General features: G+C 26.9%; 26 protein-coding genes. 22 read left to right on the top strand and 4 right to left on the bottom strand.

What is annotated here, in order from left to right; translation table 11 throughout:
* Window positions 1–55 precede the first annotated feature (55 nt).
* Window positions 56–712: a metal-dependent transcriptional regulator gene (locus tag I1A51_RS13350; RefSeq protein ID WP_196894722.1), complete on the top strand. Its 657-nt coding sequence runs from the start codon at window positions 56–58 to the stop codon at window positions 710–712.
* A gap of 9 nt (window positions 713–721) precedes the next feature.
* Here I1A51_RS13350 and I1A51_RS13345 read toward each other — a convergent pair whose 3' ends face one another.
* The gene (locus tag I1A51_RS13345; protein WP_196894721.1) at window positions 722–1093 is read right to left on the bottom strand and encodes a hypothetical protein; all 372 of its coding nucleotides are present in this window, start codon (window positions 1091–1093) and stop codon (window positions 722–724) included.
* 16 nt (window positions 1094–1109) lie between these two features.
* Window positions 1110–1883 (bottom strand): hypothetical protein, encoded by a 774-nt coding sequence (locus I1A51_RS13340; protein ID WP_196894719.1) that lies wholly within the window; start codon window positions 1881–1883, stop codon window positions 1110–1112.
* A 160-nt stretch (window positions 1884–2043) separates the two neighbouring features.
* On the opposite strand from I1A51_RS13340, the gene I1A51_RS13335 reads away from it, so the two are divergent.
* From I1A51_RS13335 to I1A51_RS13320, 4 genes are all read left to right on the top strand, one after another.
* The gene (locus I1A51_RS13335) at window positions 2044–2280 is read left to right on the top strand and encodes a hypothetical protein (protein WP_196894718.1); all 237 of its coding nucleotides are present in this window, start codon (window positions 2044–2046) and stop codon (window positions 2278–2280) included.
* 11 nt (window positions 2281–2291) lie between these two features.
* Window positions 2292–2651 (top strand): cupin domain-containing protein, encoded by a 360-nt coding sequence (locus tag I1A51_RS13330; protein WP_196894716.1) that lies wholly within the window; start codon window positions 2292–2294, stop codon window positions 2649–2651.
* Window positions 2648–2965, top strand: coding sequence for a hypothetical protein (locus I1A51_RS13325; protein WP_196894714.1), 318 nt, complete (start codon window positions 2648–2650; stop codon window positions 2963–2965). Before I1A51_RS13330 ends, I1A51_RS13325 begins: the two co-directional genes overlap by 4 nt.
* A 220-nt stretch (window positions 2966–3185) precedes the next feature.
* Window positions 3186–3443, top strand: coding sequence for a hypothetical protein (locus I1A51_RS13320; RefSeq protein WP_196894712.1), 258 nt, complete (start codon window positions 3186–3188; stop codon window positions 3441–3443).
* Between the two features lie 6 nt (window positions 3444–3449).
* On the opposite strand, the gene I1A51_RS13315 is transcribed toward I1A51_RS13320, so the two are convergent.
* Window positions 3450–4334 carry a helix-turn-helix domain-containing protein gene (locus I1A51_RS13315; RefSeq protein WP_196894711.1) on the bottom strand — a complete coding sequence of 295 codons (885 nt, stop codon included), beginning with the start codon at window positions 4332–4334 and terminating at the stop codon, window positions 3450–3452.
* Window positions 4335–4446: 112 nt separating this feature from the next.
* On the opposite strand from I1A51_RS13315, the gene I1A51_RS13310 reads away from it, so the two are divergent.
* From I1A51_RS13310 to I1A51_RS13290, 5 genes are all read left to right on the top strand, one after another.
* The gene (locus I1A51_RS13310) at window positions 4447–5121 is read left to right on the top strand and encodes a hypothetical protein (protein WP_196894709.1); all 675 of its coding nucleotides are present in this window, start codon (window positions 4447–4449) and stop codon (window positions 5119–5121) included.
* A gap of 11 nt (window positions 5122–5132) precedes the next feature.
* Window positions 5133–5363: a DUF2798 domain-containing protein gene (locus I1A51_RS13305; RefSeq protein WP_196894707.1), complete on the top strand. Its 231-nt coding sequence runs from the start codon at window positions 5133–5135 to the stop codon at window positions 5361–5363.
* 2 nt (window positions 5364–5365) lie between these two features.
* The gene (locus I1A51_RS13300) at window positions 5366–5746 is read left to right on the top strand and encodes a DoxX family protein (protein WP_196894705.1); all 381 of its coding nucleotides are present in this window, start codon (window positions 5366–5368) and stop codon (window positions 5744–5746) included.
* Between the two features lie 218 nt (window positions 5747–5964).
* On the top strand, window positions 5965–6603 hold the full coding sequence (locus tag I1A51_RS13295) for a hypothetical protein (protein WP_196894703.1): 639 nt from the start codon (window positions 5965–5967) through the stop codon (window positions 6601–6603).
* A gap of 94 nt (window positions 6604–6697) precedes the next feature.
* The gene (locus tag I1A51_RS13290; RefSeq protein WP_196894702.1) at window positions 6698–7048 is read left to right on the top strand and encodes a hypothetical protein; all 351 of its coding nucleotides are present in this window, start codon (window positions 6698–6700) and stop codon (window positions 7046–7048) included.
* Window positions 7049–7236: 188 nt separating this feature from the next.
* Here I1A51_RS13290 and lipA read toward each other — a convergent pair whose 3' ends face one another.
* Window positions 7237–8103: a lipoyl synthase gene (lipA, locus tag I1A51_RS13285; RefSeq protein WP_196894700.1), complete on the bottom strand. Its 867-nt coding sequence runs from the start codon at window positions 8101–8103 to the stop codon at window positions 7237–7239.
* A gap of 195 nt (window positions 8104–8298) precedes the next feature.
* On the opposite strand from lipA, the gene I1A51_RS13280 reads away from it, so the two are divergent.
* The 12 genes from I1A51_RS13280 to I1A51_RS13225 all read left to right on the top strand — a co-directional run bounded on the left by I1A51_RS13280 (window position 8299) and on the right by I1A51_RS13225 (window position 22516).
* On the top strand, window positions 8299–8874 hold the full coding sequence (locus I1A51_RS13280) for a TetR/AcrR family transcriptional regulator (RefSeq protein ID WP_196894698.1): 576 nt from the start codon (window positions 8299–8301) through the stop codon (window positions 8872–8874).
* Complete coding sequence (locus I1A51_RS13275; RefSeq protein ID WP_196894696.1) at window positions 8867–9472, top strand: TetR/AcrR family transcriptional regulator; 606 nt, start codon at window positions 8867–8869, stop codon at window positions 9470–9472. Before I1A51_RS13280 ends, I1A51_RS13275 begins: the two co-directional genes overlap by 8 nt.
* 2690 nt (window positions 9473–12162) lie before the next feature.
* Window positions 12163–13149: a TOMM precursor leader peptide-binding protein gene (locus I1A51_RS13270; RefSeq protein WP_196894694.1), complete on the top strand. Its 987-nt coding sequence runs from the start codon at window positions 12163–12165 to the stop codon at window positions 13147–13149.
* A gap of 7 nt (window positions 13150–13156) precedes the next feature.
* Window positions 13157–14446 (top strand): YcaO-like family protein, encoded by a 1290-nt coding sequence (locus I1A51_RS13265; protein WP_196894678.1) that lies wholly within the window; start codon window positions 13157–13159, stop codon window positions 14444–14446.
* A 60-nt stretch (window positions 14447–14506) separates the two neighbouring features.
* Complete coding sequence (locus I1A51_RS13260; protein WP_196894676.1) at window positions 14507–15367, top strand: SagB family peptide dehydrogenase; 861 nt, start codon at window positions 14507–14509, stop codon at window positions 15365–15367.
* Between the two features lie 13 nt (window positions 15368–15380).
* On the top strand, window positions 15381–16244 hold the full coding sequence (locus I1A51_RS13255; RefSeq protein WP_196894674.1) for an ABC transporter ATP-binding protein: 864 nt from the start codon (window positions 15381–15383) through the stop codon (window positions 16242–16244).
* Entirely contained in the window at window positions 16237–16950 is a 714-nt protein-coding gene (locus I1A51_RS13250; RefSeq protein WP_196894672.1) for an ABC transporter permease, read from the top strand. The genes I1A51_RS13255 and I1A51_RS13250 overlap by 8 nt, the downstream gene beginning before the upstream one ends.
* Window positions 16950–17423, top strand: a complete 474-nt coding sequence (locus tag I1A51_RS13245; protein ID WP_196894670.1) for a hypothetical protein — start codon at window positions 16950–16952, stop codon at window positions 17421–17423. The genes I1A51_RS13250 and I1A51_RS13245 overlap by 1 nt, the downstream gene beginning before the upstream one ends.
* Entirely contained in the window at window positions 17420–18220 is an 801-nt protein-coding gene (locus I1A51_RS13240; RefSeq protein WP_196894668.1) for a tetratricopeptide repeat protein, read from the top strand. Before I1A51_RS13245 ends, I1A51_RS13240 begins: the two co-directional genes overlap by 4 nt.
* 72 nt (window positions 18221–18292) lie before the next feature.
* Window positions 18293–20443, top strand: coding sequence for a TonB-dependent receptor (locus I1A51_RS13235; RefSeq protein WP_196894666.1), 2151 nt, complete (start codon window positions 18293–18295; stop codon window positions 20441–20443).
* Window positions 20444–20525: 82 nt separating this feature from the next.
* Window positions 20526–21209: a hypothetical protein gene (locus I1A51_RS13230; protein ID WP_196894664.1), complete on the top strand. Its 684-nt coding sequence runs from the start codon at window positions 20526–20528 to the stop codon at window positions 21207–21209.
* Window positions 21210–21385: 176 nt separating this feature from the next.
* Complete coding sequence (locus I1A51_RS13225; RefSeq protein ID WP_196894662.1) at window positions 21386–22516, top strand: T9SS type A sorting domain-containing protein; 1131 nt, start codon at window positions 21386–21388, stop codon at window positions 22514–22516.
* The last annotated feature ends 39 nt before the right edge of the window (window positions 22517–22555 follow it).

The raw sequence follows: 22555 nt of genomic DNA, 5'->3' as shown, positions 1-22555 counted from the left end.
ACTCTAACAAAATTTTGTTTTCTTTTTTATTATTTTTGTGAAAATTGAATTTTAAATGGTATCATCAACGGTCGAAAATTATTTAAAAGCACTTTATAAACTTGCTAATGAAAATGCAGAAGTAAATATTTCTGAGCTTAGTTCAGAATTAGAAGTGAGCAAACCAACGGTTAATGCAATGGTAAAAACCTTGCAACAACATGGTTGGGTGATTTATACAAAATATAAACCTTTGAAACTTACGGAAGAAGGAAGAAAAGCTGCTGCTTTGATTTTAAGAAAACACCGATTGACAGAAATGTTTTTAGTGGAAAAAATGGGATTTGGTTGGGAAGAAGTTCATGAAATTGCAGAACAAGTAGAGCATATAAAAGCACCTGCTTTATTTGATAGAATGGATGAGTTGATGGATTATCCAAAAGTAGATCCGCATGGTTCGCCAATTCCAGATAAAGATGGAAATATCATTCAGAAAGATTCTAAAAAATTGAGTGAACATGAAGTAGGAGAGAAAGTGATGTTGATTGCTTTAAATCATTCTTCTAAAGAATTTTTGGAATTTTTAGATAGTAGAGATATTTCTTTAAACACTGTTTTTGAGATTAAATCTGTTGAAAATTTTGATGATAGTATGGTGGTAAGTTATGAAAAACATCCATCAGAAACATTAAGTCAAAAGGTTTGTGAGCGATTGTTGGTGGAAAAGGTTTGAAATTAATTCTTAAAACATATCATAAAATTCTTCTCTGCTTTTTTCAAATTTTTTCAATTCATTCAATGTCATTTGTAAAAATATAGTTGCATATTTTTCATAATCTGTTCCAACTTTCTCTTTCAAGACTTTAATTATAATTTCGTAAGTATATGGATGATCTAAATCTTTGATTTGAAATGTAGAGTATCTTTTTTGAGACTTAGGATATTGTTTTTTAAAAGTTTGATATTGATTGTAATAATAATCAGCAACTCTTTTAGATACAGCATTAATTAAATCCTTGGAGATTTGTGTTTGACTCAAATTTGAATACTCTTCTTCAATAATATCTAGAAATTGTTTACGCTCTTTTTTTGCTCTTCTGTTAAATATTCCCATTTTATTTAAATGTTTATTATTGAGTATTATTCGTCTTTATTGAAAGTTCTTTTTTAATATATTTTGAAACAATATTTGGCAAGCTATCTATTATAACTACTTTTTTAGGTTCAGATTCTAAATAGATTAATGATTCATAATTTTCATCTTCTAATTTCTTTGTAAATTGAGTTTTTACATGTGTAGTATATTTATTTTTACTTTTATCTTCATATTGAAATACTAATTTATATACTCTTCTATCATTTACTCTTATTAATGTTGGAGATTTTTCAATTAATTTACCTTTATCAACAATTCCTTCAACCAATATTTTATAATTTTGAAGCCCTTTCTTAGTATTTAGATAAATTAGAATTAATCCTATAACTAAAGGAAAAAGAATAATTATTAAATAATCTTTTCCCAAGATAATATCCATGTCTGCAACTCTATTTGCACTTGGATTTCCTTCAGCATACTCAATTGTAACAAAATCTCCTTCTCTCAAATTATTGTTCGTTCCATACGATATTCCAGTATCTTCGAAATCGTCTAATTTGAATTTATATTCAATTCCGTAAAACTCATCTTCATTGATAGTCAAACCTGCATTATAAATATTAATTATTTCTCCAGTTTGTTTTTTAATATTTCCAAACTCTAATTCATAAACGGATTTTAGATGAAAACTTCCAATTACTTTACCTGAAGCAATTATTCCAAATATTAAGAAAAATAATCCAATAATAATTTTGTAACCGTTTAGAATTATTAGAATTTTCTCTTTTAAAGGTATATGTAAATTCATTTATTTTTAATTTTCAGTACTACTAAAACAGAAAATACTGTTTTTTTATAATATAAATTATTTATTATAAAAATGATTTTCACAGCAGCAGATTCGCAAATATAGAAGAATCTTGAGTTATTAACAAAAAAGGAATTACATTTAAAAAATACTCAAGATTATGCTTTCGCAAACAGAATATAAATTATTAGAAATAGACAAATCTTTTGAGAGATTTCAATTAGAAAATCATGAAAAAACATTAGAAGATTTTTTGAGTGTTGCTATAAAACAAAGTAAATTTGGATTGTTGAATTTGAAATTATATTTAAAAAGATATCATCAAATGGAATCTAAAGAAGCTTCGAAATTGTTAGCAAAGATTTCCATGAAAAATATGTTTTTTTTAAGCAAATAAAAGAATTAAAAATGATCAATTTAATAGAAACTTTAAAAGAAGTTGAAAATTACTTTTCTCCAAAAGTTGTTGGTGAAGTAAATAATGAATATATAAAAGTTGCAAAGATTTTAGGAGAAGAAATTCCTTGGCATAATCATGAAAATGAAGATGAATCTTTCTTTATTTTGGAAGGTGAATTATTGATGGAAATTGAAAATGAAACTCCATTTACAATGAAAAAAGGCGATTTATACGTGGTAAAAAAAGGAGTGAATCACCGAGTTTCTTCTAAAAAAGAATGCTTGATTATGTTAATCGAATCGAAAACTACAAAACATACAGGAGACGTGAAATCAGACATAACAAAATCGATAGAAGAGCAATTATGAAAATAAAAAATGGCGTTTGGAAATCGGTTGCAAATAATACTTTTTGGATTCATGTGATTGAAAACAAAGTTTTCTGGCTCGGAATGAATAGCAATACAGGAAAAGATTGGTGTCATGTCGGAAATGGAATCATAAAAGAAAATAAAATCTATTTAGATTGGTCTGATATTCCAGCTGGAGAAGGTGATTTACATGGAAATATCGTCATTGAAATTCTAACGGAATCAGAAATGAAAGTTATAGAAGATTCGGGTAATTTTGGTTTGTCTGAATGGAAATGGTTTGCTGAAAAAATGAATATTGGAGGAAATTAAAAACATTTTATTAATAGTTTAAGTTTCAGAAGCTTTTTGAAAACTTATTTGACATATTTTAGATTTAAAAAATACAAGTCTTGATTTTTTTGGTTTTTTTATCAAGAAAAAAATGAATAATCTGAAATATTGAACTTTTAGAGAAATTCTTTGACTTAAATCAAAAGAAAAAAGAAATTCTAAAAATAATTTTGTTATCTAAATTTTAATTTAAAAAAGAATGACAAAATTAGAAAAAGTAAATATGACAATAGAATGGATTAAATTTTCTGTTGTCATGTTGGTTTTTATGCTTGGGATGATTTATTTCACTTTAAGTGGAATTCATAATTGGATTTTCTGGACATTTTATATCATTGTTTGGTGGATTGTTGAAGCGAGAATTGCAAAAAGAATTCACCTTCATTGGTTTACCTGGATATTGATTATTGGAGGTTTAACTTTAATTGATTTATGGATTATTAGTTTGTTGCAATAAGCCGAATTAATTACTTTTTCTCTCTTGGTTTGGAGTGATTTTTTTGTGTTTTTTATAGAAATTAATAAAGTTAGAAGTGTCTTTAAATCCAAGAGTTAAAGAGATATTTTGAATACTTTCATCAGAATTTTTTAACAAACTTTTTGCTTCTAAAAGTATATATTCTGTAATGATATTTTTAGCGTTTTTACCTACCGTATTTTTCACGCATTCTGATAAATAAATCGGACTTACATTTAATTTTTCTGCATAAAAAGAAACTTTTTGATTCTTTTGTTTTGATTGAAGAATTAAGTTTTCAAATTGGTAGGTTATTTCAGCTTTTCTGGAAAGTTTTTGTGGAATGATATGAAGCTTTTTTTCAAGTTTTCTTTTCGTTTCAAATAATATTATTTTCAGAAAAGCTTTAATGATTTCTTCCGAGTTTTCATTTAAATCTTGAAATTCATTATAAATTCTTTCCATATAATGAATATACATTTCACTTACTTCTTTTTTTGTGTAAAATACAGATGAAAAATGAATATTAAAAAAAGGAAATTTTTTGATTATCAAATATTCTGTGGAAATAAAATCTAAAAAATCTGGCGTAAAATATAGAATAAAAGTGTTTTTGATATTCTTCGCTTTAGAACTATCTACATTTAAACCTTGACTTGGTGAAAGAAAAAGCAAATGATCTTTATCGGCATCAATATTTTTCTGATCAATTCCAATTTGTGTGTCTTGAGATTGTGCAAAAGTAATTTCAAAACAACCAATATTTTCAAAATTTAATTTCAAAGGAATTTCCTCTAAATGTTCTTCTAATTTTAAAATATGAAAATCTGAATGCTTTTGATATTTCTCCAAATTCATTTTGGAAAGTAAATCTTTAATTTTTGAATCCATTTTCTTTTTTTAGTAAAATTACCTAAAAATTTGCAATTATTACTTAAATAAACATATCTAAATAAGGTTTAAATGAATCTAATTTTGCTTCATAATAGTAAAACAAAGAAAAATGAAAACAAGATTTTTGATAGTTTTAAGCTTAATATTAAGTTTTTCAACAAGTGTTTTTGCACAAGGAAAGGAAGAATTTCATGGAGAACATAAAACACCAATTCCCATAGAAATTACAGCAGGAAATGAATCCAGTTTATACCAGATGATTGTTGCAAAACAATTTGGAAAAAAACAACAATTTGGATTTTTCAATTTGTTGAATTATGAAGTGGATTACGATTCGAAAACTCCAGATAATTATATTGTTCAAACTATTTTCTCTTATAATTTTTCTAGAAATTTTAGTTTGGGAGCAGGAGCAAATTTAAAAACGTTTGGTGGATTTAAACCTTTAATTGCCGGAGCTTATACTTTTTTCAATAAAGATTTTGGTTTGGTAATTCAGCCAAGTATCGAACTGGAAAAAGATGGAGTAGGAGAGCTTTTTACATTGTTTGAATGGCATCCTGTGAGTTCAAAAAAAATACATCCTTTTGCAAGTTTTCAAGGAGCAACTTCTTTTAAATCTAAAAACGGAAAACACGATTATAGTTATGTGTATTTAAAATTAGGAATTCAAACAGGGAATTTTAGAGTTGGTCCAGCATTAAATTTACAAGAAATTGGAAATGGAGATTTTGCTAAAAGTCATATCAATTTCGGAGGATTTTTAAGTCTATTAATCTATTAAAAATAAAAATTATGAAAGTGAATAGTTTTGTTTTTGGTTTAATTTTTAGTTCGCTCATCTGTATTGTGATGGCGCTAATTATGTCTTTTGTGGTTTTAGCTTTAAATGTTGGTTTTACAGAAGATTTCTTTCTAAGATGGATAACAAGTATTGGTGTAGAATTTCTGATTGCATTGCCTGTTTCGATGCTTGTAATTCCGATGATTCAAAAAGGTTTGTCTAAATTTTTAATTATAAAATAATCATGAAAAAATATAAAATAATTTATTGGATTTTTACCTCTTTTTTATGTTTGCAATTATTGATTTCTGTCGGTTTCTATTTTTTTGAAACAACATTTATGAAACAGATGATAATTGCATTAGAATTTCCAGCTTATTTGGTAATTCCAATGGGAATTGCAAAACTTTTAGCCGTCATTGCGATTTTTACAGGATTTCATAAAACGATTAAAGAATGGGCTTATGCAGGGTTGTTTTATAATTTGCTTTTAGCAGTTTCTGCACATATAAATAAAGGTGATAATGAATATTTAGGAGCTCTTATAAGTTTGGTTTTTTTAATTGGATCTTATGTGTTTTGGATTTTAAATAAACGAAAATGTAATTTAGTAGTAATTAAATAATTATAGAAATTAGTCATTCTTTGGCTAGTTTTTATTATTTAAATAGAATTAAAGAAATTGTTTTGTAAAATATTCAATGATAATAAATTAAGATTAAAAATAAATGAAAGAGAAAAATAGTGTTTTAACGAAAAAATAAAGTGAATATTAGATAGATTGTTAAAAATTTGTTAAATTGGTAATAGCTAAGAACCAATCAATTAACCAATTTAAATAAAATGCTAAAAAATCTATTATTAATTATCACTGCTGTTCTTTTATGTTCTTGTGGTGAAAACGAAGAAAAACACATTAAGAAATTAAGAAAAAAAATTGTCAATTTAAAAGCGATTGATTCTGTAAAAATTGAAGATGGAAGAGTTTTAAAAGTTACTTGTTTTGTAAAGAAAATTACAGATTCTATTTTCATCGAAAACACAAAATCTTTGGTAGGAATGGCGATTTTAGAAGAATATCATTCGAATACACTTTCTTCAAATTCTGAATTAGTTATTTCGATAAAAGATTCGGAAAACAAATTTTTTACTTCAGATTTGAAATTTCGTCAATTGTTTCAGACTAAAGAATATTTCCAGACAGCTTTACAACATTTAGAAGATTTTAAATTAAAGAAAGAAGGAAATCAAAAATTAGATACTTTATTTAAAAATGAAAAGTATGTAAAAATGATGAATAGTCAGCCTTTTGTAAATTCTTTAGTGAGTGGTGTAAGAAAAGTGAATTATTCTAAAAATAAGAGGAAAGAAGAGTTTTATGCTGCGACGCTTACTTTTTATGACAAAGACACGATTCCTTATGAATATCAAATACTATATGATGACCAAACTAAAATAGAAAAGATATTACTAAAGGAATAATCTATATAATTTTAGTTGTTTTGAGACAAAGAGACTTTTTTTAAAGTCTCTTTTTTTGTTGTTAAAATAAACTTTAGATTTAAAAAAGAAATTCATGAAAAAAATGATAAAAAGAATTAGTTGTTTCGTAGCTATTTTAATTTTGAGTAGTTGTGGTAATTTAGCTTTTGAACATTCTATTAAATATAATGCTTTATTTAGAGAGCATTATGAATTAATTGATAATAATATATTTCCTACATATATAAAAAACAAAAAATTTAGAAAAATATCAAAATACTTAAAGAAAAAGTATGATGCGAAATTAGTAAGATTAATATTATTATTTGAATCTGAAAGTATATATTATTGTGAGTTTTTAAATTCAAATAATAATTTTGATTGTTTGGTATTTGATACTGATTTCAATTTAATTTCTGAAAAAAATATACATATGGATTATTAAAATATTTTTTTAGAAGAATTAAAAAGATAAATAAAAAAAGCGTTTCCAAGTCATGGAAACGCTTTTATACATTTAATTCAAAATTTATTCCGTAAAATAAAGCTCAGTATTTGCTTTATTTTAATAAAAAGACGTGCAAATGTAATCTCATTTCAGAATAAATATTGTTAATAAATAGCTAATATTTACTATTCTAAGTGTTTTTGTGCTTTATAAGAAGAACGAACTAAAGCGCCACTTTCAACATGTCTAAAGCCCATTTCTTTTCCGATTTCTTCGTACTTTTTAAATTGTTCAGGAGTGATAAACTCTTTCACTGGAAGATGCTTTTTAGTTGGTTGTAAATATTGACCAATAGTAACAATATCAACTTTTGCATCTCGTAAATCACGCATTGTTTGAATCACTTCTTCTTCTGTTTCTCCTAATCCAAGCATAATTCCCGACTTTGTTCTACGTTGTCCATTTTCTTTGATATAACGTAAAACTTCTAAACTTCTATCATATTTTGCTTGAATACGAACTTCACGAGTTAACCTACGAACTGTTTCCATATTATGAGAAATTACCTCAGGAGCAGCTTCGATTAAACGATCAATATTTCTTTCGATTCCTTGAAAATCTGGAATAAGTGTTTCTAAAGTTGTATTCGGACTAGAACGACGAATTGCTTTAATAGTTTCCGCCCAAATAATCGAACCTCCATCTTTCAAATCATCTCTATCTACAGAAGTTAAAACAGCATGTTTAATGTCCATTAATTTGATGGAACGAGCAACCTTTTCTGGTTCATCCCATTCTACAGTGTCTGGTCTTCCAGTTTTTACACCACAGAAACCACATGAACGTGTACAAGTATTTCCTAAAATCATAAATGTTGCAGTTCCTTCTCCCCAACATTCTCCCATATTAGGACAACTTCCACTTGTACAAATTGTATTTAATTTATATTTATCTACTAATCCTCTTAATTCCGTATATTTTTTACCTACTGGCAATTTTACACGAAGCCATTTAGGTTTTTTAGTCTTAGTACTTGTTACAGTTTCTGACATATGAATATCCTTATTAATTCGAGCAACAAATTTACGAAGTTTAGTTGAGATAGTATAAAAAAGATATTTGTTTCTATAGGTTTAATGTGAAAGTCCGTAAATTATTTTCTAAAAATCCTGTTAAAAATAGATGTTTTTTATGTGAAATGATATTTAAAGTGTTGAATTTAAGATGAATGGTCATATCTTTATATTATGGTAAGGAGGAATCAAAATAAAGAAAAGCTTTTAGAGGCTGGTATGTCTTTAATTTGCGAAAGAGGAATTGAGGCCACCAGTATAAGTGAAATCACTGGAGCGGTTGATTTACCTAAGGGTTCATTTTATAATTATTTTAGAAGTAAAGACGAATTTGTATTAGAATTGGTCGAATTATATAAAAAAATTATTCTTTCCTACGACCATAAAGAACAAGACCCAAAAGAAAGATTAGAAAAAATATACGAACAACATGTCGATTTTTTTGTTGGAAATAATTTTAAAAGTGAATGTTTGACAAATGTAATGTGTCATGAAGTAAATGAAAAAAATGATTCATTTCGAACAATCACTAAAAATTTAGTTTACAATAAAAAATTATTGATGTATAAAATATATGAACTTTTACAAAAAGAACATCGATTATTTACTCATTTAAGTTTAGAAGATTTTATCGACTTAATGGATTCTGGTTTGCGAGGTGCAATGATTCGTTCTAAAATTATGAAAGATCAAAAGCCTTTTGATGTTTACATGAAGTTTTTATTTAAAGATTTGATTAAAGATGCGTAGAGAAAATGCACATACATATTATGGATTGGATTTGTCTTTGGAAGAGCAAATTCTTTTTAATGGAATCAGTGTGATTTGGCAAAAAGGATACGAAAATTCAAGTATTCAAGATATCATGGCAGCTTCTGATTTACCAAAAGGATCTTTTTACAATCATTTTAAAAGTAAGAGTGATTTTGCTTTAAAAGCATTGGATTTATACATTAAAATTGTTGTGAATATGGATGGGCAAGAAAAAGATCAGAAAACTCGTTTGATAAATTTATTCGATAAATATATTGAATATTTCAGTTCTTATGATTTTACAAAAGAATGTTTTGTGAGTGTTCTTGCTTTAGATATCTATAATCAAAATGAAAAATATCGTTTAAAATTAGAAGAAGCTTTTCAGAAAAGAGACCAGGCTTTGGTGGAAGCATTTACTTCTTTAAAAGAGGAGGGACGACTAAATACAGATTTGGAAGTTGATGAAATTGTGATTTTAGTAGATGCTTTTGTTCGTGGTTCCATGACAAAAGCAAAATTATTAAACGATAGTAAGCCACTTTTGAACTTTATGAAGTTTCTTACAGAAGATCTTATTCTGGATAAAAAATAAATATCATTTCTTCTGAAAACCTACTATTTTACTACAAAAAATGAAAATCAAAGAAAATTGCCTTTTTTTACTTTGAAATAAAATCAAGAATCTTCTTAATTCTGAGAGAAAGTTGAAAAAAACTTCTGAATAAAATAGTAATAAATTAAAAATCAGTTAAATAAATCATAAAGTCCGAAGTTGTTTTGGAGTTTAAGATGACCGGTCATAAATTTGTATTGTCGAAATGAAAAAACCTGTCTTTCAGTAAGATATATTTTTTTGATCCAATTTAAGACGAGCGGTCATTAAGGTAAAATTAAGAAACATTCAAAAACTAAATACATAATTATTAATCATTAAATTCAAATTCAAATGAAAATCAATCAGCTTACAGAAAATGCGTTCGGTAGTGAAATGGTAGCTGCTGCTGGATGTTGTTGTTCATGTTGTTGTTCTTGCTGTTTCTCAGTTAGCGCATAATGAATAACTAAAAAAATGTATTATTAATCCATTCAAATTCTAATAAAATGAAAATCAATCAGCTTACAGAAAATGCGTTCGGTAGTGAAATGGTAGCTGCTGCTGGATGTTGTTGTTCATGTTGTTGTTCTTGCTGTTTCTCAGTTAGCGCATAATTTCAAGGACTTTATTAGTTATAATCTATTGTTGAACAAGTAAAAAAGATTAAACCTTATTCTTCTTTTGAATAAGGTTTTTCTTTTTAGATAAATTGTTAAGAAACACACCTTATTTATATGTTGTTTTATTAAAATTAATAGAAATGGAAAAATAGAAGTGATTTGTTGTTAAGCTTTTCCAAAATTCAAGCTAATAATAAACCAAGAAAAAATATTAATGTGAAAAAAAAGAAAGATTCTTAACCAAAGAAATTTTTACCTTATATATTAAGGAGTTTTTGATAAAAAAATTACAAATCATTAAAAATCAATTAAAATAATCATAAAGTCATTTAGAATTTTGTAGTTTAAGACGACCGGTCATAACTTTGTATAGCAAATTAAGATAAGGTTGTTTTGTTCGAAACAATTTTTTTTGGAAAAAGAATAAGACGACTGGTCATATAAAGAAAAATAAAATCAATACAGAAAGTAAAATATTATAATTATTAACCATTTAAATTCTAATAAAATGAAAATCAATCAGCTTACAGAAAATGCGTTCGGTGGTGAAATGGTAGCTGCTGCTGGATGTTGTTGTTCATGTTGTTGTACTTGTTGTTTTACAGTAAATGCATAACATTGACAACCTAAGAGAACTTAAACTAAATTATTAATCATTCAAATTCGAATTCAAATGAAAATCAATCAGCTTACAGAAAATGCATTTGGTGGTGAAATGGTAGCTGCTGCTGGATGTTGTTGTTCATGTTGTTGTACTTGCTGTTTTACAGTAAATGCATAATGAAACAAATGTTAGAATGTACATAGAAAGAAATTTTCTATAAATAAAACGAAATATGATAGCCCTACTTTAAAGAGTAGGGTTTTTTTTATGTTTTAATTTTACAATTTAACTATTGAAAATTAATACAGAATTAAAATACAATAGACTTATTAGTTATTTAAAAAGAAGTATAAAAATTTTGAAAGTGTAAAAGAAAATTTTCTATCTTTAAATCACTGCTATGGAAAGTTTATTTTTTCAAAAAGAGAAAATTACTTGTAAGGATTCTCCAAAAAGTGCTACAAATTATATGTTAAATAAATCACAAAAGCTCTGTGAAGCTTAGATTATGTAAAAATCAAGAAAAAAACAGTGAAGATTTGTTAATAAAATGTTGATAAAAAAATTAAATACATTTTTTAAATCTTAAAAAAATATATATAACATAAAAATTAACATAAATTTTAATAAATTGAGGAAAAAATTTGTGTGAAACAATGACTGATTATAAATTTGTAATGCAAAAATGAAAAAGCTTGTGTATAAGTACGATACAAAGATTTAAGTTTGTATATTAGTAAGTATCCCAACCATTCATTTTTTATGTTCTTTGATTTAATTTTTAGATCAGAAGGCACATATAATAAAAGAGAAATACCATTTAAAATTCAAAATAAATAAAAATAATTATTAACCATTTAAATTCTAATAAAAATGAAAATCAAACAGCTTTCAGAAAAATCGTTTGCAAACGAGATGGTAGCAGCAGCAGGATGTTGTTGTTCTTGTTGTTGTTCTTGTTGTTTCTCAGTGTAAGCAACAGTAACACAACATTAGCCGTAGTAAATTAATTTATTAATCATTCAATTTAAATTAAAATGAAAATTAAACAGCTTTCAGAAAAATCGTTCGCAAACGAAATGGTAGCAGCAGCAGGATGTTGTTGTTCTTGTTGTTGTTCTTGTTGTTTCTCAGTAAACTAATAACAGGGTTGCAATAACGGTAAATTTCAGGTGCTTTCAAGGAAGGCATTTGAAGAAACAAAATATAAAGCTTTACTCCGTCAAAAGAGTAAAGCTTTTTTAATAATTAATCTATTATATTCGACCCAGAAAAAGAGCATTTACTAAACTTTTCCAGTAATCACGGTAAAAGCTAAATCCGATTTTTTGTTCAGAAAAATATAAGGAAGATTTATCAATACTTTAAGTAACCTGTTGTAAATCTTTTGTTTATATTTAATGTGCTAAAAAACGATTTAAGCATGGTGAGAAAAACCATTCAAATTCAAAAACTATAAAATCATGTTAGAAAAGTTTGATATATTCAAAGACAATGAGAACAACTGTTTTCAATTGAGAACAAAATCAGTTTCTTATACATTAGATTTCGATGACCCAGAAAAGGAATCTATATTTGTGGAACTTGTTGCGTTAGTTCAAGATAGCCCAAAAATTGGACTTGCTTCCTTAAAGAAGAAATTACAAAAGAAGTTTGATGATGCAAAAATTTTAGAAGTTTTAACCAATTTAAAAGATTATCAATTACTTAATTATCACTTAGTTTCTGAACTAAATAATCAAACAAAGAAAGAAGCAAAACAAGATGCTTCGGAATCTTTAGAAAGATTAAATCCAGAAAAGAATATACAGCTAGGAATTGTAGGAGAGAGTGAATTCTATGATTTAATAGTAAAACAAGCGAAGAAGAACAAATTTAAAAAAGTAATTTCATCTACTTATTCTTCCTTAAAATCAGATGCAGCGATTGAGAAATTTATAAAACAGGCTGATTTTATTTTAGTAGACGGAAATCAATGGAGTCCGTATCATATTGAAAAAATCAATGAAATTGCATTAAAAGAAAATAAACCTTGGTTATATATTGGAGGGTTAGAAAACAATGTTTTCAAAATCGGACCATTATTTTACGGAAAAGAAACAGGTTGTTATCACTGTTTACAAAGCAGAGTGAAAAGTAATCACTCTTATCCAAGTTTTATCAATGCGTACGAAAATCATTTAAGAGAAAATAAAAAAGTAGGAATGCCAGATTCTATTCCTACGGCAGAATATTACCATAATATTTTAATTCAAATTGCATTTTTAGAAGTAACAAAATTCTTCGAAAGTTGGTCTTTACCAGCGACTTGGAGAACATACTTATCTATTAATCCAATTGATTATTCACAAACACAACATACTTTATTAAAAGTACCTTATTGTGAAGTTTGTAAACCAGAATTGAAATATAATCCTGCTCCTTGGCTGGAAGCAATTACTTTAAAATAAAAGTATTATGAGTTTAACTGCCTTACAAAATGGGTTTCATTCTATTTCTAATGATATAGGAATATTGAAACAAATTATAAAACTTTCACGCTTAAACCAAGATCCAAATTTAATTAGTTATGGAATTGTTCCTTGTAACACTTTATTTTTAAATGGAGAAAATTTTGGAGGAAAAGGTTCAGGTTGTGGATATGCATGGGAACCAGCAATATTGGGAACAATTGGAGAAACTTTAGAGAGATATGCTCCTGCGTTTCATAATAAAGAAGAATCTATTTTTGGTTCATATGCAAGTTTAAATAAAAAAGCAATTCATCCAAGTGAGTTTGCATTATTTCATGACAAACAATTTGAGGATGAAAGATTTAAAATTAAAAAATTTGATGAAAATGTAGAAGTTTCTTGGTATCCAACCTTAGATTTAACAACTGGAGAAGAAACCTATATTCCTGGACAATTTATTTATATTCCTTTTACAGATGATAAAAATTATTTAACAGGATCAAATTCTACAGGATTGTCTGCACATACAAATTATCACGAAGCAATTTTAGGAGGTTTATATGAATCTTTAGAAAGAGATAGTTTTACTATTACTTGGTATCAAAATATTACACCACCTAAAATTAAAATTTCTCAAGATATTCAAGGATTTATAGACGAACATCATACAGCAAATTATGAGTGGCATTTCTTTGATGTAACTTATGATTTAAAAATTCCTACAGTTTTGGGAATTTGTATTGGTGAAGCAGAATTTGGAAAGTTTTTAGCTATCGGTTCTGCCACTCGTCAAACATTTGGAGAAGCAACGAGAAAAGTTGTTCAAGAAATTGATCAGGCGGTTCCATATTTCAGACATTTATTAGATAAGTTCAAAAAATGGAATCCAGATGACGATTATATTCAAGTTTTAGATTTTGATAAACATGCTATTTTCTATACGAAAAGACAAGATTTATGGCATGTATTTGATAATTGGAGAAATGCTGTGCCGAGTAGAGATATTGATTTTAATGAAAAACCTAAAAGAGATACAGTTACAGAGATTAGACATATTGTAAAAACTTTAAAAAATAAAGGATATAATGTGTTGGTAAAAGATGTAACAACTCCAGATTTAAGACAATTAGGTTTTTATAGTTTAAAAACATTTATCCCACAACTTATTCAGTTGGCTGGTGCTTATCCAATTTATTTCTTGGGAGGAAAACGACTTTATGAAGTTCCTGAAAAAATGGGTTATAAATTATATCCATTTGAAGAGCTAAATAAATATCCACATCCTTTCCCATAATAGTTAGCTAAAATTCTCGATAAAGAGATTTTAATTATTAACTAAATAAATGTAAATCAAATGAATCTAAAAGAAATAAAACAAAAATATGATGCTTTAGATAATTCGATGTATGGTGCAAAAAATATTGTGGATTCCTTAGCAATGTTATACCATGAGAATTCGAAATTTAATACGCATTCTATGAGAAAGCAAGGTGAGAAAATCTATGCTTTCAGTAATCCATATATTTTTGCAAGATCAAGTCAACCTTTTAAGTGTTATCCAAATGCGGAAAGAATTGACTTATCTGTTTATCAGCAAGAACTTCCAGAAATTGATATGTTCAAAATCATGCGTGAAAGACGTAGTTTGAGAATGTACAATCCTGAATATAAATTATCTTTAAATGAGTTAAATATCATTCTGCATCAAAGTTATGGTGTTCAAGAATGGTCTGCACCAATTGGATCAGAAAACGAAGGGAAATTTGGATTAAGAAATGTTCCTTCAGGAGGAGGTTTATATCCATTAGAAATGTATGTAGTGATTTTAAATGCACACATTCCAAGTGGTTTATATCATTTTAGACCAGATCAACAATCTTTAGAAGTGATTAAAGAAGGAGATTTTGCTGAAGAATTATTAGGTATAGTTCAAGCAGAACCTTATGTAAAACTTGGAGATGCATCTGCTGTTGTAATCACAACAGGAATGATTGAGCGTGTGATCATGAAATATGGGGATAGAGGATATCGTTTCTTGATGCAAGAATCTGGTTTTGTAGGAATGCAAGTTAGTTTAATAACAGAAGGAATCGGTTTAGGTTCTTGTATGCTAGGAGGTTATAATGATGATTTTCTTAATGAATTTTTAGGAATTGACGGTGTTTTTGAAACAGTTAACAACGTAATTACTATAGGAGGAAAACCAAAATCATAATAAAGCTTGAAATATGAAAGATATAGTTGTAAATAATATTTCATACAAAATTCATGGAAAACAAATTCTTCATGATATAAGTTTTGAAATAAACGAAAAAGAATCTTTTGCTTTATTAGGAGAAAATGGTGCAGGGAAATCTACTTTAATCGATATTATTTTAGATAATTTATCTCCATCAAATGGAACTGTTCATTTCTTTGAACAAGAGCAAAAAGACTTTAAAAATATCGGAATAATTCATGATCACCTTCCATTATTTGCTTTGCTTAAAACTTGGGAAGTTGTCGATTATTTCTGTAGTATTTATGGAACTTCTTTTCAAAAAGTAAAAGAAAAATATTTCGATATTTTAGACATACATAAAATTAAAGATAGTTTTATCAAAGAATTATCACAAGGAGAAAAAAAGCGTGTTTCTGTGCTTTTAACAGTAATGCATGATCCAAAAGTAATCATCATGGATGAACCTTTTGCAAATTTAGATCCGACGGTAATTGATAAAATTTGGACAATTGTAAAAGGACAAAATAGAACATTATTTTTCTCTACGCACAATTGGAAAGATGCAGAGTTTTTTGCAGACAAGATTGCTTTTATTCACAATGGAAGAATTGTGATGGAACCAAATTCTCCAAAGAATTATTTAGAAATGCTTCCACAACAACAAAAAATTATTGTGGAATACGCAGAGGATTTAGAACAATCATTAAAAGACATTCCTTATTACATTCATGATAAACATATTTATATTTTTTATGACAAACAGGAATCTTTAATGAAAACAATAAATTCTTTTACGAATAATTATTCTATCACAAAGGTAGATTTGAAAGATGTTTTCTTGTATTTCACTAAATCTAACAATCATGTTTAAAATTCTTGCAAAATCAACATATTATCAGTTTCTGATTTATATAAGAATGAAACAAGCTGTGTTTTTTTCTTTAGCATTTCCTGTATTTCTTTTAGTTATTTTCGGGAAATTTTGGGGAGCTGATAGTCCAGAATATATTTATTTTCTAATGACAGGTGTAATCGGAATGACAATCGCTAGTGATGGAATGTTTGCGATTGGTCCTGTTATTAAAGAATATTATGAAAATGGTTTGATAAAATATATGCGTAAAATGCCATTTAATATTCTTTGGCATTTTATGGGATTAATTTTAAGTCGAATTATTTCTTTATTTATCACTGTAATTGTCGTTTGCCTCACAGCTTATTTTGTTTTTGGTGTCGCTATTACAGGAGAACAAATTCTAAATTTAATTTATGGAGTATTTATAGGGTTATTTGTCTTTGCTTTCCTTGGCTTATCTGTTTCTTTTATTAGTATTTCTAATCTTTCAGATAAAGGATTGACCAACATCATTTATTTTGGTGTTTTATTTACAAGTAATGCTTTTTATCCTGTTTATGAATTTAATAAAAGCATAAGTTCTGTAGGAGATATGCTTCCTTTAAATCCAATTCTTGATATTATTCGACATGCGAATTTCCATTATGTTTTAATTTTTTGGATTATAGTTCCACCAATTCTTTTCTCTTTCTTATTTAAAAGAGTTAAATTTACTAGATAATGGGAATCAATGTTTTATATACAATATTGTGTTTATTTAGTTTAATCATCATTCATGAATTAGGTCACGTTATCAGTGCCCTAATTCTGAATTTAAAAATCACAAAAGTTGGATTTCAATGGATTCCATATCCACATGCTTATGTGAAAATAAAATGGACAAAATCAAAAATCAAAGCATTGATTTATTTGCTTTCAGGAAGTTTTATGACAATTGTACTTTTAGCAATTTCACTCATAAATAATTTTTTCGGATTGCAAGCTTTAGCAATGGCTTTTTTTATACAATTAATTATAGAATTTAATCCATTTTATTCTGATTTTACAATAATAAGAGCAATATTTTCAGATAAAAGCGAAGACCAAGAAACACACGCAGCATTGATGAAAGAGCAACTTTTTACACCACTTTGGTATGTACATTTTGTTGCTTGGGTATTTTTAATTTTTCAACTTAAAAAACTACTAATATGAAACTATTTTTGATGACGGTTGCATGTTTTCTTCATTTAAATTGTGCAAATTCAGCAAGTACAGAAGTAAAACCTAAACCAGAAGTAAGTACAGAAGCTTTTTCTACAGAAATTAAAGACAATCTTCTTGAAAATATTCAACAAAAAGTAATGGATGCTTTTGTAGGTTCTGTAATCGCAAAAAATCCAAATGCTTTAAACGAATTAGAAACAAAACTTAAAGATTTATATAAAGATAAAAAACAAGATTTAATTCTTTATTGGATTGGATATTTGGATTATTATAAATCGATTTATTACTACGAAGTTAAAAACTCAAAACTTTCTGAAGAAGCAGTTACAGAAGGAATTGCTAAAATCAAACAGATTAAAAACAAAAACACTGAATATTATGCAATTTTAGGATTATTGGAGAATTTCTCTCTGCAATATGCAAGAGGAATTAATGCCATGTCTCTTTCTAAAAGCGTAAAAGAAAGTGCAGATATGTCTATCGAATTAGATCCAAATAACGTTCGAGGATATTATGTTGCAGCTGTAAATGATTACTATACACCAGTTGATTTTGGTGGAAAAAAGAAAGCAGAAAAATTGTTATTAAAAGCAATTAGTTTGCCTGCACAAAAGATTAAAAATAGTTATATGCCTTCTTGGGGAAAAGAAGAAGCGTATGAGTTATTAATCAAATTTTATATAAGTACTGGAAATAAAGAAAAAGCAAAAGAAATCTACAAAAAAGGAATTGCTGAATATCCAGATAGTTATTTAATTAAAGAATTGGCTTCTAAGCTAATTTAAATTTATACAGAAATTTAAGAGAGTTTTATTTAAAACATTCATAACTTAAAGTAAACTTTAATAAACTTACTCATGAAAAAGGTTGTTTTGCTGTGTTTTTCAATGCTATTTCCTGCAATTATTTTTGCACAAAAAACAGTTTCAGGAACTGTGAAAGATGATAATAATGAACCGATTTTTGCTGCAGATGTATTTTGGAAAAATGCACCTTCCAAAGGAACAACAACAGATTTTGACGGTGTTTTTGAACTTCTAGTTTTAGAAAATTCAGATACCTTAGTCGTGTCTTTTATTGGATTTCAATCGCGTTATATTCCAATTAATACAGATGCAATCCCTAAAAATCTATCAATCATTTTACAGGAAGATGTGGAAACACTACAAGAAGTTGAAATCAAAGCAAAACAACCTATTTCTAAAAAGTTTTCTGTAATTAAACTACAGAAATCTGATATTTATTTAAGTCCAAATGCAGATAACGATCCATTAAAAGCAATTACAAATCTTCCTTATTCTACAAATACAGAAGAATCTGCAAATCCAACTTTACGAGGAAGTGATCCAGATCGTTCGAGAATTGTTTTGAATGGTGTTCCTGTATATCGTCCGGTTCGAAATAGTCAATTAAATGGAATTGGAAATTTTAGTTTATTCAATAATGAAATAATCCATGATCAATATGTGTATGCAAGTAATCCTCCGTTAACTTTTGGAAATACAACAGCAGGATTGGTGTCAATTCAAACACAAGACGAGATTGATAAAAATACAATTCAAATTGCAGCAGGATTGGCAAGTGTTGGAGCATTTATTTCTCAAAAATTAAATAAAGACACTTTTTTTCAGATTTATGGAAATTACCAGTTTCCAGATTTATATTTAGATGTAAATAAAAATAGTACTGAACAAATAAAAAGTTTTCATACAAAAGATATTGGTCTAAATTTTCATGCTAAAATTGAAGAAGACGTTACTTTTAATTCATTTACTTATGCAATTGATGAAGATTTCGATGTGGAAGATTTCCAATATGGATTTACTGGAAATTCGATTGCTTCTAAAAAGCGTTTGTTTACAGTGAATAATTTTTCATTCTTTAATAAAAAAGGAGTTACAAGTGTAAATACTGGATATAATACAAGTAATTCAGACTACAAATTCGGAAATATAGATAGTAAACTGGACATTCGACAAGTGTTTTTCTCTTTAAATTATAGAACGATTGGGATAGACAATTTTTCCTTAAAAACAGGAATCGATTTAGATTATAGTTATAATAAATTTTATGGTGATGAACCAGTTTATTTTTATGCACTTTCTCCAGATTCTCCAAATGTTCGAAATAGAAATAAAATTTCAAACGCAATTGTGGAACCTTATGTGTATTTAAATTATGATTTGAATGAAACATTTTCGCTAGGAAGTGGAATTCGTCCAAATATCCCAACTCAAGATCAAAAATCATATGTTAGTTACCAAGGAAGTTTAAAAACATCTTTCAATACGAGAAGTTCTTTATTATTAAGTGGAGGACATTATAATAGTTATCAAACTCCAGATTATTATAACCAAGCATTTAATCTTTTGAAAAGTGATCAATATGCAATTGATTATACATATGATACTTCCAAAACGTATTTAAATTTAGGTTTATATTATAAAGATGAAAGTGGAGATGTTATTACACCAGATGATTTTTTAATAACTGCAACGAAAACTTTTGGAGTTGAGTTATATTTTAAACAAGAAATCGGAAAATACTTTAATTTCTCAATATCGAATACTTATTTAGATCAGAAAATTACAATTAATGGAGAAGAGTTTACAAGTAGTAATGATTTAAATTATTTTGTAAAAGGTTCAGTTCAGTTTAACCATCCGAAAGTTTTTAACTTATCATTGAATTATGTAACGCGCCCAGGAAGTTTTTACACAGACGTGATAGGAGCGGAGTTTGAAAATAATGCAAATGCTTTCCGTCCAATTTTTGATACAAATATCAATGGAAGTCAATTTAATAACTACAATAATTTAAGCTTAAACATCAATAGATATTTTGCTTTTAAAGGAAATGGTTTGATTCTTTATGGTGTTGTAAATAATATTTTCGATACGGATAATGAATTTAGAGCAGTTTACAATCCTGATTATTCAGAGAAATTCTTTACAAATTACCAAAAACGAAGTTTTTATTTTGGAATGGTTTTACAGTTGAATCATTAAATAACATGAATAATTTTTTTAAAAATTTAAACAATAACTTTTTTCTATAAAATTATTAGTTTTAAGCTCCAAAAATAATTTTATGAAAATTGAAATATTTAAAAAAATATTTAAAACGGAATCCCATAAAAAAAAATATGATGCTATTTCAAGTTTAAAAAAAGAAGAGTTTACAAAAGAAGTTTTTGAAATTTTATGTAATGAATTAAATGCTGTAAACAATCAAGATAAATTTTTAGGACTTTTTTATTTGATAAATAATTACTCAGAAGAATTAAAAAATGCAGATGAAAAACTAGTTGATACTATTTACAATTTACTTTTTATCAAAGATGGAACGATAATAAGTAGAGCAATTTGGGCTTTAAGTTTAATTGGCGATAAAGCTTTAGATAGATTAATTTTTGAATATGAAAAAGAAGAATTAGAACAAAAGATAATAATTATACATGCTATTGGAAGAGGGAATTTTAGTGAAAGATCAAAAGATAGAGTTGAGGTTTTATTAAAGAGTTTAAGATCTGATGAAGATGAACTAAAATTTACTGGAATGTGTGAATTAATGTCAAATTCCAATCCAAATGAAACAAATGTTTGGTATCTAATGAACGATTCTACTATTGATATTAAAAAAATCCATGAAGAAATTTCAATTATAGCAAAAGAATTTATTAGAATAAACAACAAGGAATCTTATATCGATTTTTCCTTAAAATATATTGATGAAATTAAAAATTTATATTCAAATCAAATTCAACGAATATAAATCATAAGAATATTTCTATTAAATTAACATAATTTAACAAATACTTTATGTTATGTTTTATTTATTAATAATAAAACTGGTTTTTGTATAATAATTAACAAAAAATAATGTAAATGTTATATAATGTAGGTTTTTCCTTTTAATTTTGTTCCCTGAAAACAAAGAAAACCCTAATTATGAAAAAAATTACACTTATTGCGTCCTTATTTTTTGCATCTTTTTGTGCAAATGCACAAGTAAACGTTGGTGATGGAACTGAAATTGATCAGCATACACCGATTAATCCTTACTTTAATTATTCTTATTCTCAAAACATTTATTTAGGATCAGAAATTAATACATCTGGTAATATTTCTGGAGTAAAATTCTATTTAGATACTGAAATTACTGCTACTTTGACAATTTCTAAATCTGATGAATGGGAAGTTTGGATTGGACATACTTCAAAAACAAAATTTGATTCTTCAACGGATTTAATTCCTTTGACAGATGAAATGAAAAAATTTACTGGAACTGTAGCAATTACAAACACTAATGAAGTAGAAGTTACTTTTGATTCTGCATTTGATTATAATGGAACAGACAATTTATTTATCGCTGTAAAAGATAATAAAGATCTATTTAACAGTTCTCAAATAGCTTTTTATAATACAAATGTAACTGAAGAAAGGAGTATTTATAAGATTTCATCTTCTGCTTTTGATGAAGAAACATTAACTGAAGCAACAAATATTGATTTCTTTGTACCAAACATCACATTTTTGATGGGAGATACAGTTACAACAGAATGTGTTGTTCCAACAGAAGTTAATTCAGAGAATGTAACTACAACATCGGCAGATATTTCATGGACAGCTGAAGGAGAAGATTCATTTGAAATTAATGTAATTCCAAGTGCTGATACTATGCCAGAAGATGGAGTTGCAACTTCAACAAATCCACACAGTGTTTCTGATTTAACTCCGAATACAGAATATAAAGTGTATGTTAGAACAGTTTGTGAAGGAGATGTAAAAAGTGATTGGTCAGAAATGCACACTTTTAATACAAAAGAATTAGGAATTGAAGAAAACATTATCGAAGGATTAAAAGTTTATCCAAATCCATCAAAAGATATATTGACAGTTTCTGCAAAAGAAGTTATCCGAAAAGTAGAGATTTTCAATACTTTAGGTCAAAAAGTAATGGAAAGAGAATTAAATTCTACTTCAGGAAAATTGAATTTAGGACAATTAAACGAAGGTTCTTATACAATGAAACTTACAACAGACAAAACAGTAAGCTCAGTAAGAATTGTTAAAAATTAAAGTTAAGAAAGAGTTACGAAAACACGTAACTCTTTTTTT

The organism is Aureivirga marina, from assembly GCF_015767265.1.
Classification (GTDB): Bacteria; Bacteroidota; Bacteroidia; order Flavobacteriales; family Flavobacteriaceae; genus Aureivirga; species Aureivirga marina.
Note: the sequence above shows the minus strand (reverse complement) of the source record. Positions and strands in the feature narration are given on the sequence as shown.

Bases quoted from the DNA above. Each gene is read 5' to 3' on its own strand.
- I1A51_RS13350 (WP_196894722.1), top strand. From the start codon at position 56: ATGGTATCATCAACGGTCGAAAATTATTTAAAAGCACTTTATAAACTT.
- I1A51_RS13345 (WP_196894721.1), bottom strand. From the start codon at position 1,093: ATGGGAATATTTAACAGAAGAGCAAAAAAAGAGCGTAAACAATTTCTA.
- I1A51_RS13340 (WP_196894719.1), bottom strand. From the start codon at position 1,883: ATGAATTTACATATACCTTTAAAAGAGAAAATTCTAATAATTCTAAAC.
- I1A51_RS13335 (WP_196894718.1), top strand. From the start codon at position 2,044: ATGCTTTCGCAAACAGAATATAAATTATTAGAAATAGACAAATCTTTT.
- I1A51_RS13330 (WP_196894716.1), top strand. From the start codon at position 2,292: ATGATCAATTTAATAGAAACTTTAAAAGAAGTTGAAAATTACTTTTCT.
- I1A51_RS13325 (WP_196894714.1), top strand. From the start codon at position 2,648: ATGAAAATAAAAAATGGCGTTTGGAAATCGGTTGCAAATAATACTTTT.
- I1A51_RS13320 (WP_196894712.1), top strand. From the start codon at position 3,186: ATGACAAAATTAGAAAAAGTAAATATGACAATAGAATGGATTAAATTT.
- I1A51_RS13315 (WP_196894711.1), bottom strand. From the start codon at position 4,334: ATGGATTCAAAAATTAAAGATTTACTTTCCAAAATGAATTTGGAGAAA.
- I1A51_RS13310 (WP_196894709.1), top strand. From the start codon at position 4,447: ATGAAAACAAGATTTTTGATAGTTTTAAGCTTAATATTAAGTTTTTCA.
- I1A51_RS13305 (WP_196894707.1), top strand. From the start codon at position 5,133: ATGAAAGTGAATAGTTTTGTTTTTGGTTTAATTTTTAGTTCGCTCATC.
- I1A51_RS13300 (WP_196894705.1), top strand. From the start codon at position 5,366: ATGAAAAAATATAAAATAATTTATTGGATTTTTACCTCTTTTTTATGT.
- I1A51_RS13295 (WP_196894703.1), top strand. From the start codon at position 5,965: ATGCTAAAAAATCTATTATTAATTATCACTGCTGTTCTTTTATGTTCT.
- I1A51_RS13290 (WP_196894702.1), top strand. From the start codon at position 6,698: ATGAAAAAAATGATAAAAAGAATTAGTTGTTTCGTAGCTATTTTAATT.
- lipA (WP_196894700.1), bottom strand. From the start codon at position 8,103: ATGTCAGAAACTGTAACAAGTACTAAGACTAAAAAACCTAAATGGCTT.
- I1A51_RS13280 (WP_196894698.1), top strand. From the start codon at position 8,299: ATGGTAAGGAGGAATCAAAATAAAGAAAAGCTTTTAGAGGCTGGTATG.
- I1A51_RS13275 (WP_196894696.1), top strand. From the start codon at position 8,867: ATGCGTAGAGAAAATGCACATACATATTATGGATTGGATTTGTCTTTG.
- I1A51_RS13270 (WP_196894694.1), top strand. From the start codon at position 12,163: ATGTTAGAAAAGTTTGATATATTCAAAGACAATGAGAACAACTGTTTT.
- I1A51_RS13265 (WP_196894678.1), top strand. From the start codon at position 13,157: ATGAGTTTAACTGCCTTACAAAATGGGTTTCATTCTATTTCTAATGAT.
- I1A51_RS13260 (WP_196894676.1), top strand. From the start codon at position 14,507: ATGAATCTAAAAGAAATAAAACAAAAATATGATGCTTTAGATAATTCG.
- I1A51_RS13255 (WP_196894674.1), top strand. From the start codon at position 15,381: ATGAAAGATATAGTTGTAAATAATATTTCATACAAAATTCATGGAAAA.
- I1A51_RS13250 (WP_196894672.1), top strand. From the start codon at position 16,237: ATGTTTAAAATTCTTGCAAAATCAACATATTATCAGTTTCTGATTTAT.
- I1A51_RS13245 (WP_196894670.1), top strand. From the start codon at position 16,950: ATGGGAATCAATGTTTTATATACAATATTGTGTTTATTTAGTTTAATC.
- I1A51_RS13240 (WP_196894668.1), top strand. From the start codon at position 17,420: ATGAAACTATTTTTGATGACGGTTGCATGTTTTCTTCATTTAAATTGT.
- I1A51_RS13235 (WP_196894666.1), top strand. From the start codon at position 18,293: ATGAAAAAGGTTGTTTTGCTGTGTTTTTCAATGCTATTTCCTGCAATT.
- I1A51_RS13230 (WP_196894664.1), top strand. From the start codon at position 20,526: ATGAAAATTGAAATATTTAAAAAAATATTTAAAACGGAATCCCATAAA.
- I1A51_RS13225 (WP_196894662.1), top strand. From the start codon at position 21,386: ATGAAAAAAATTACACTTATTGCGTCCTTATTTTTTGCATCTTTTTGT.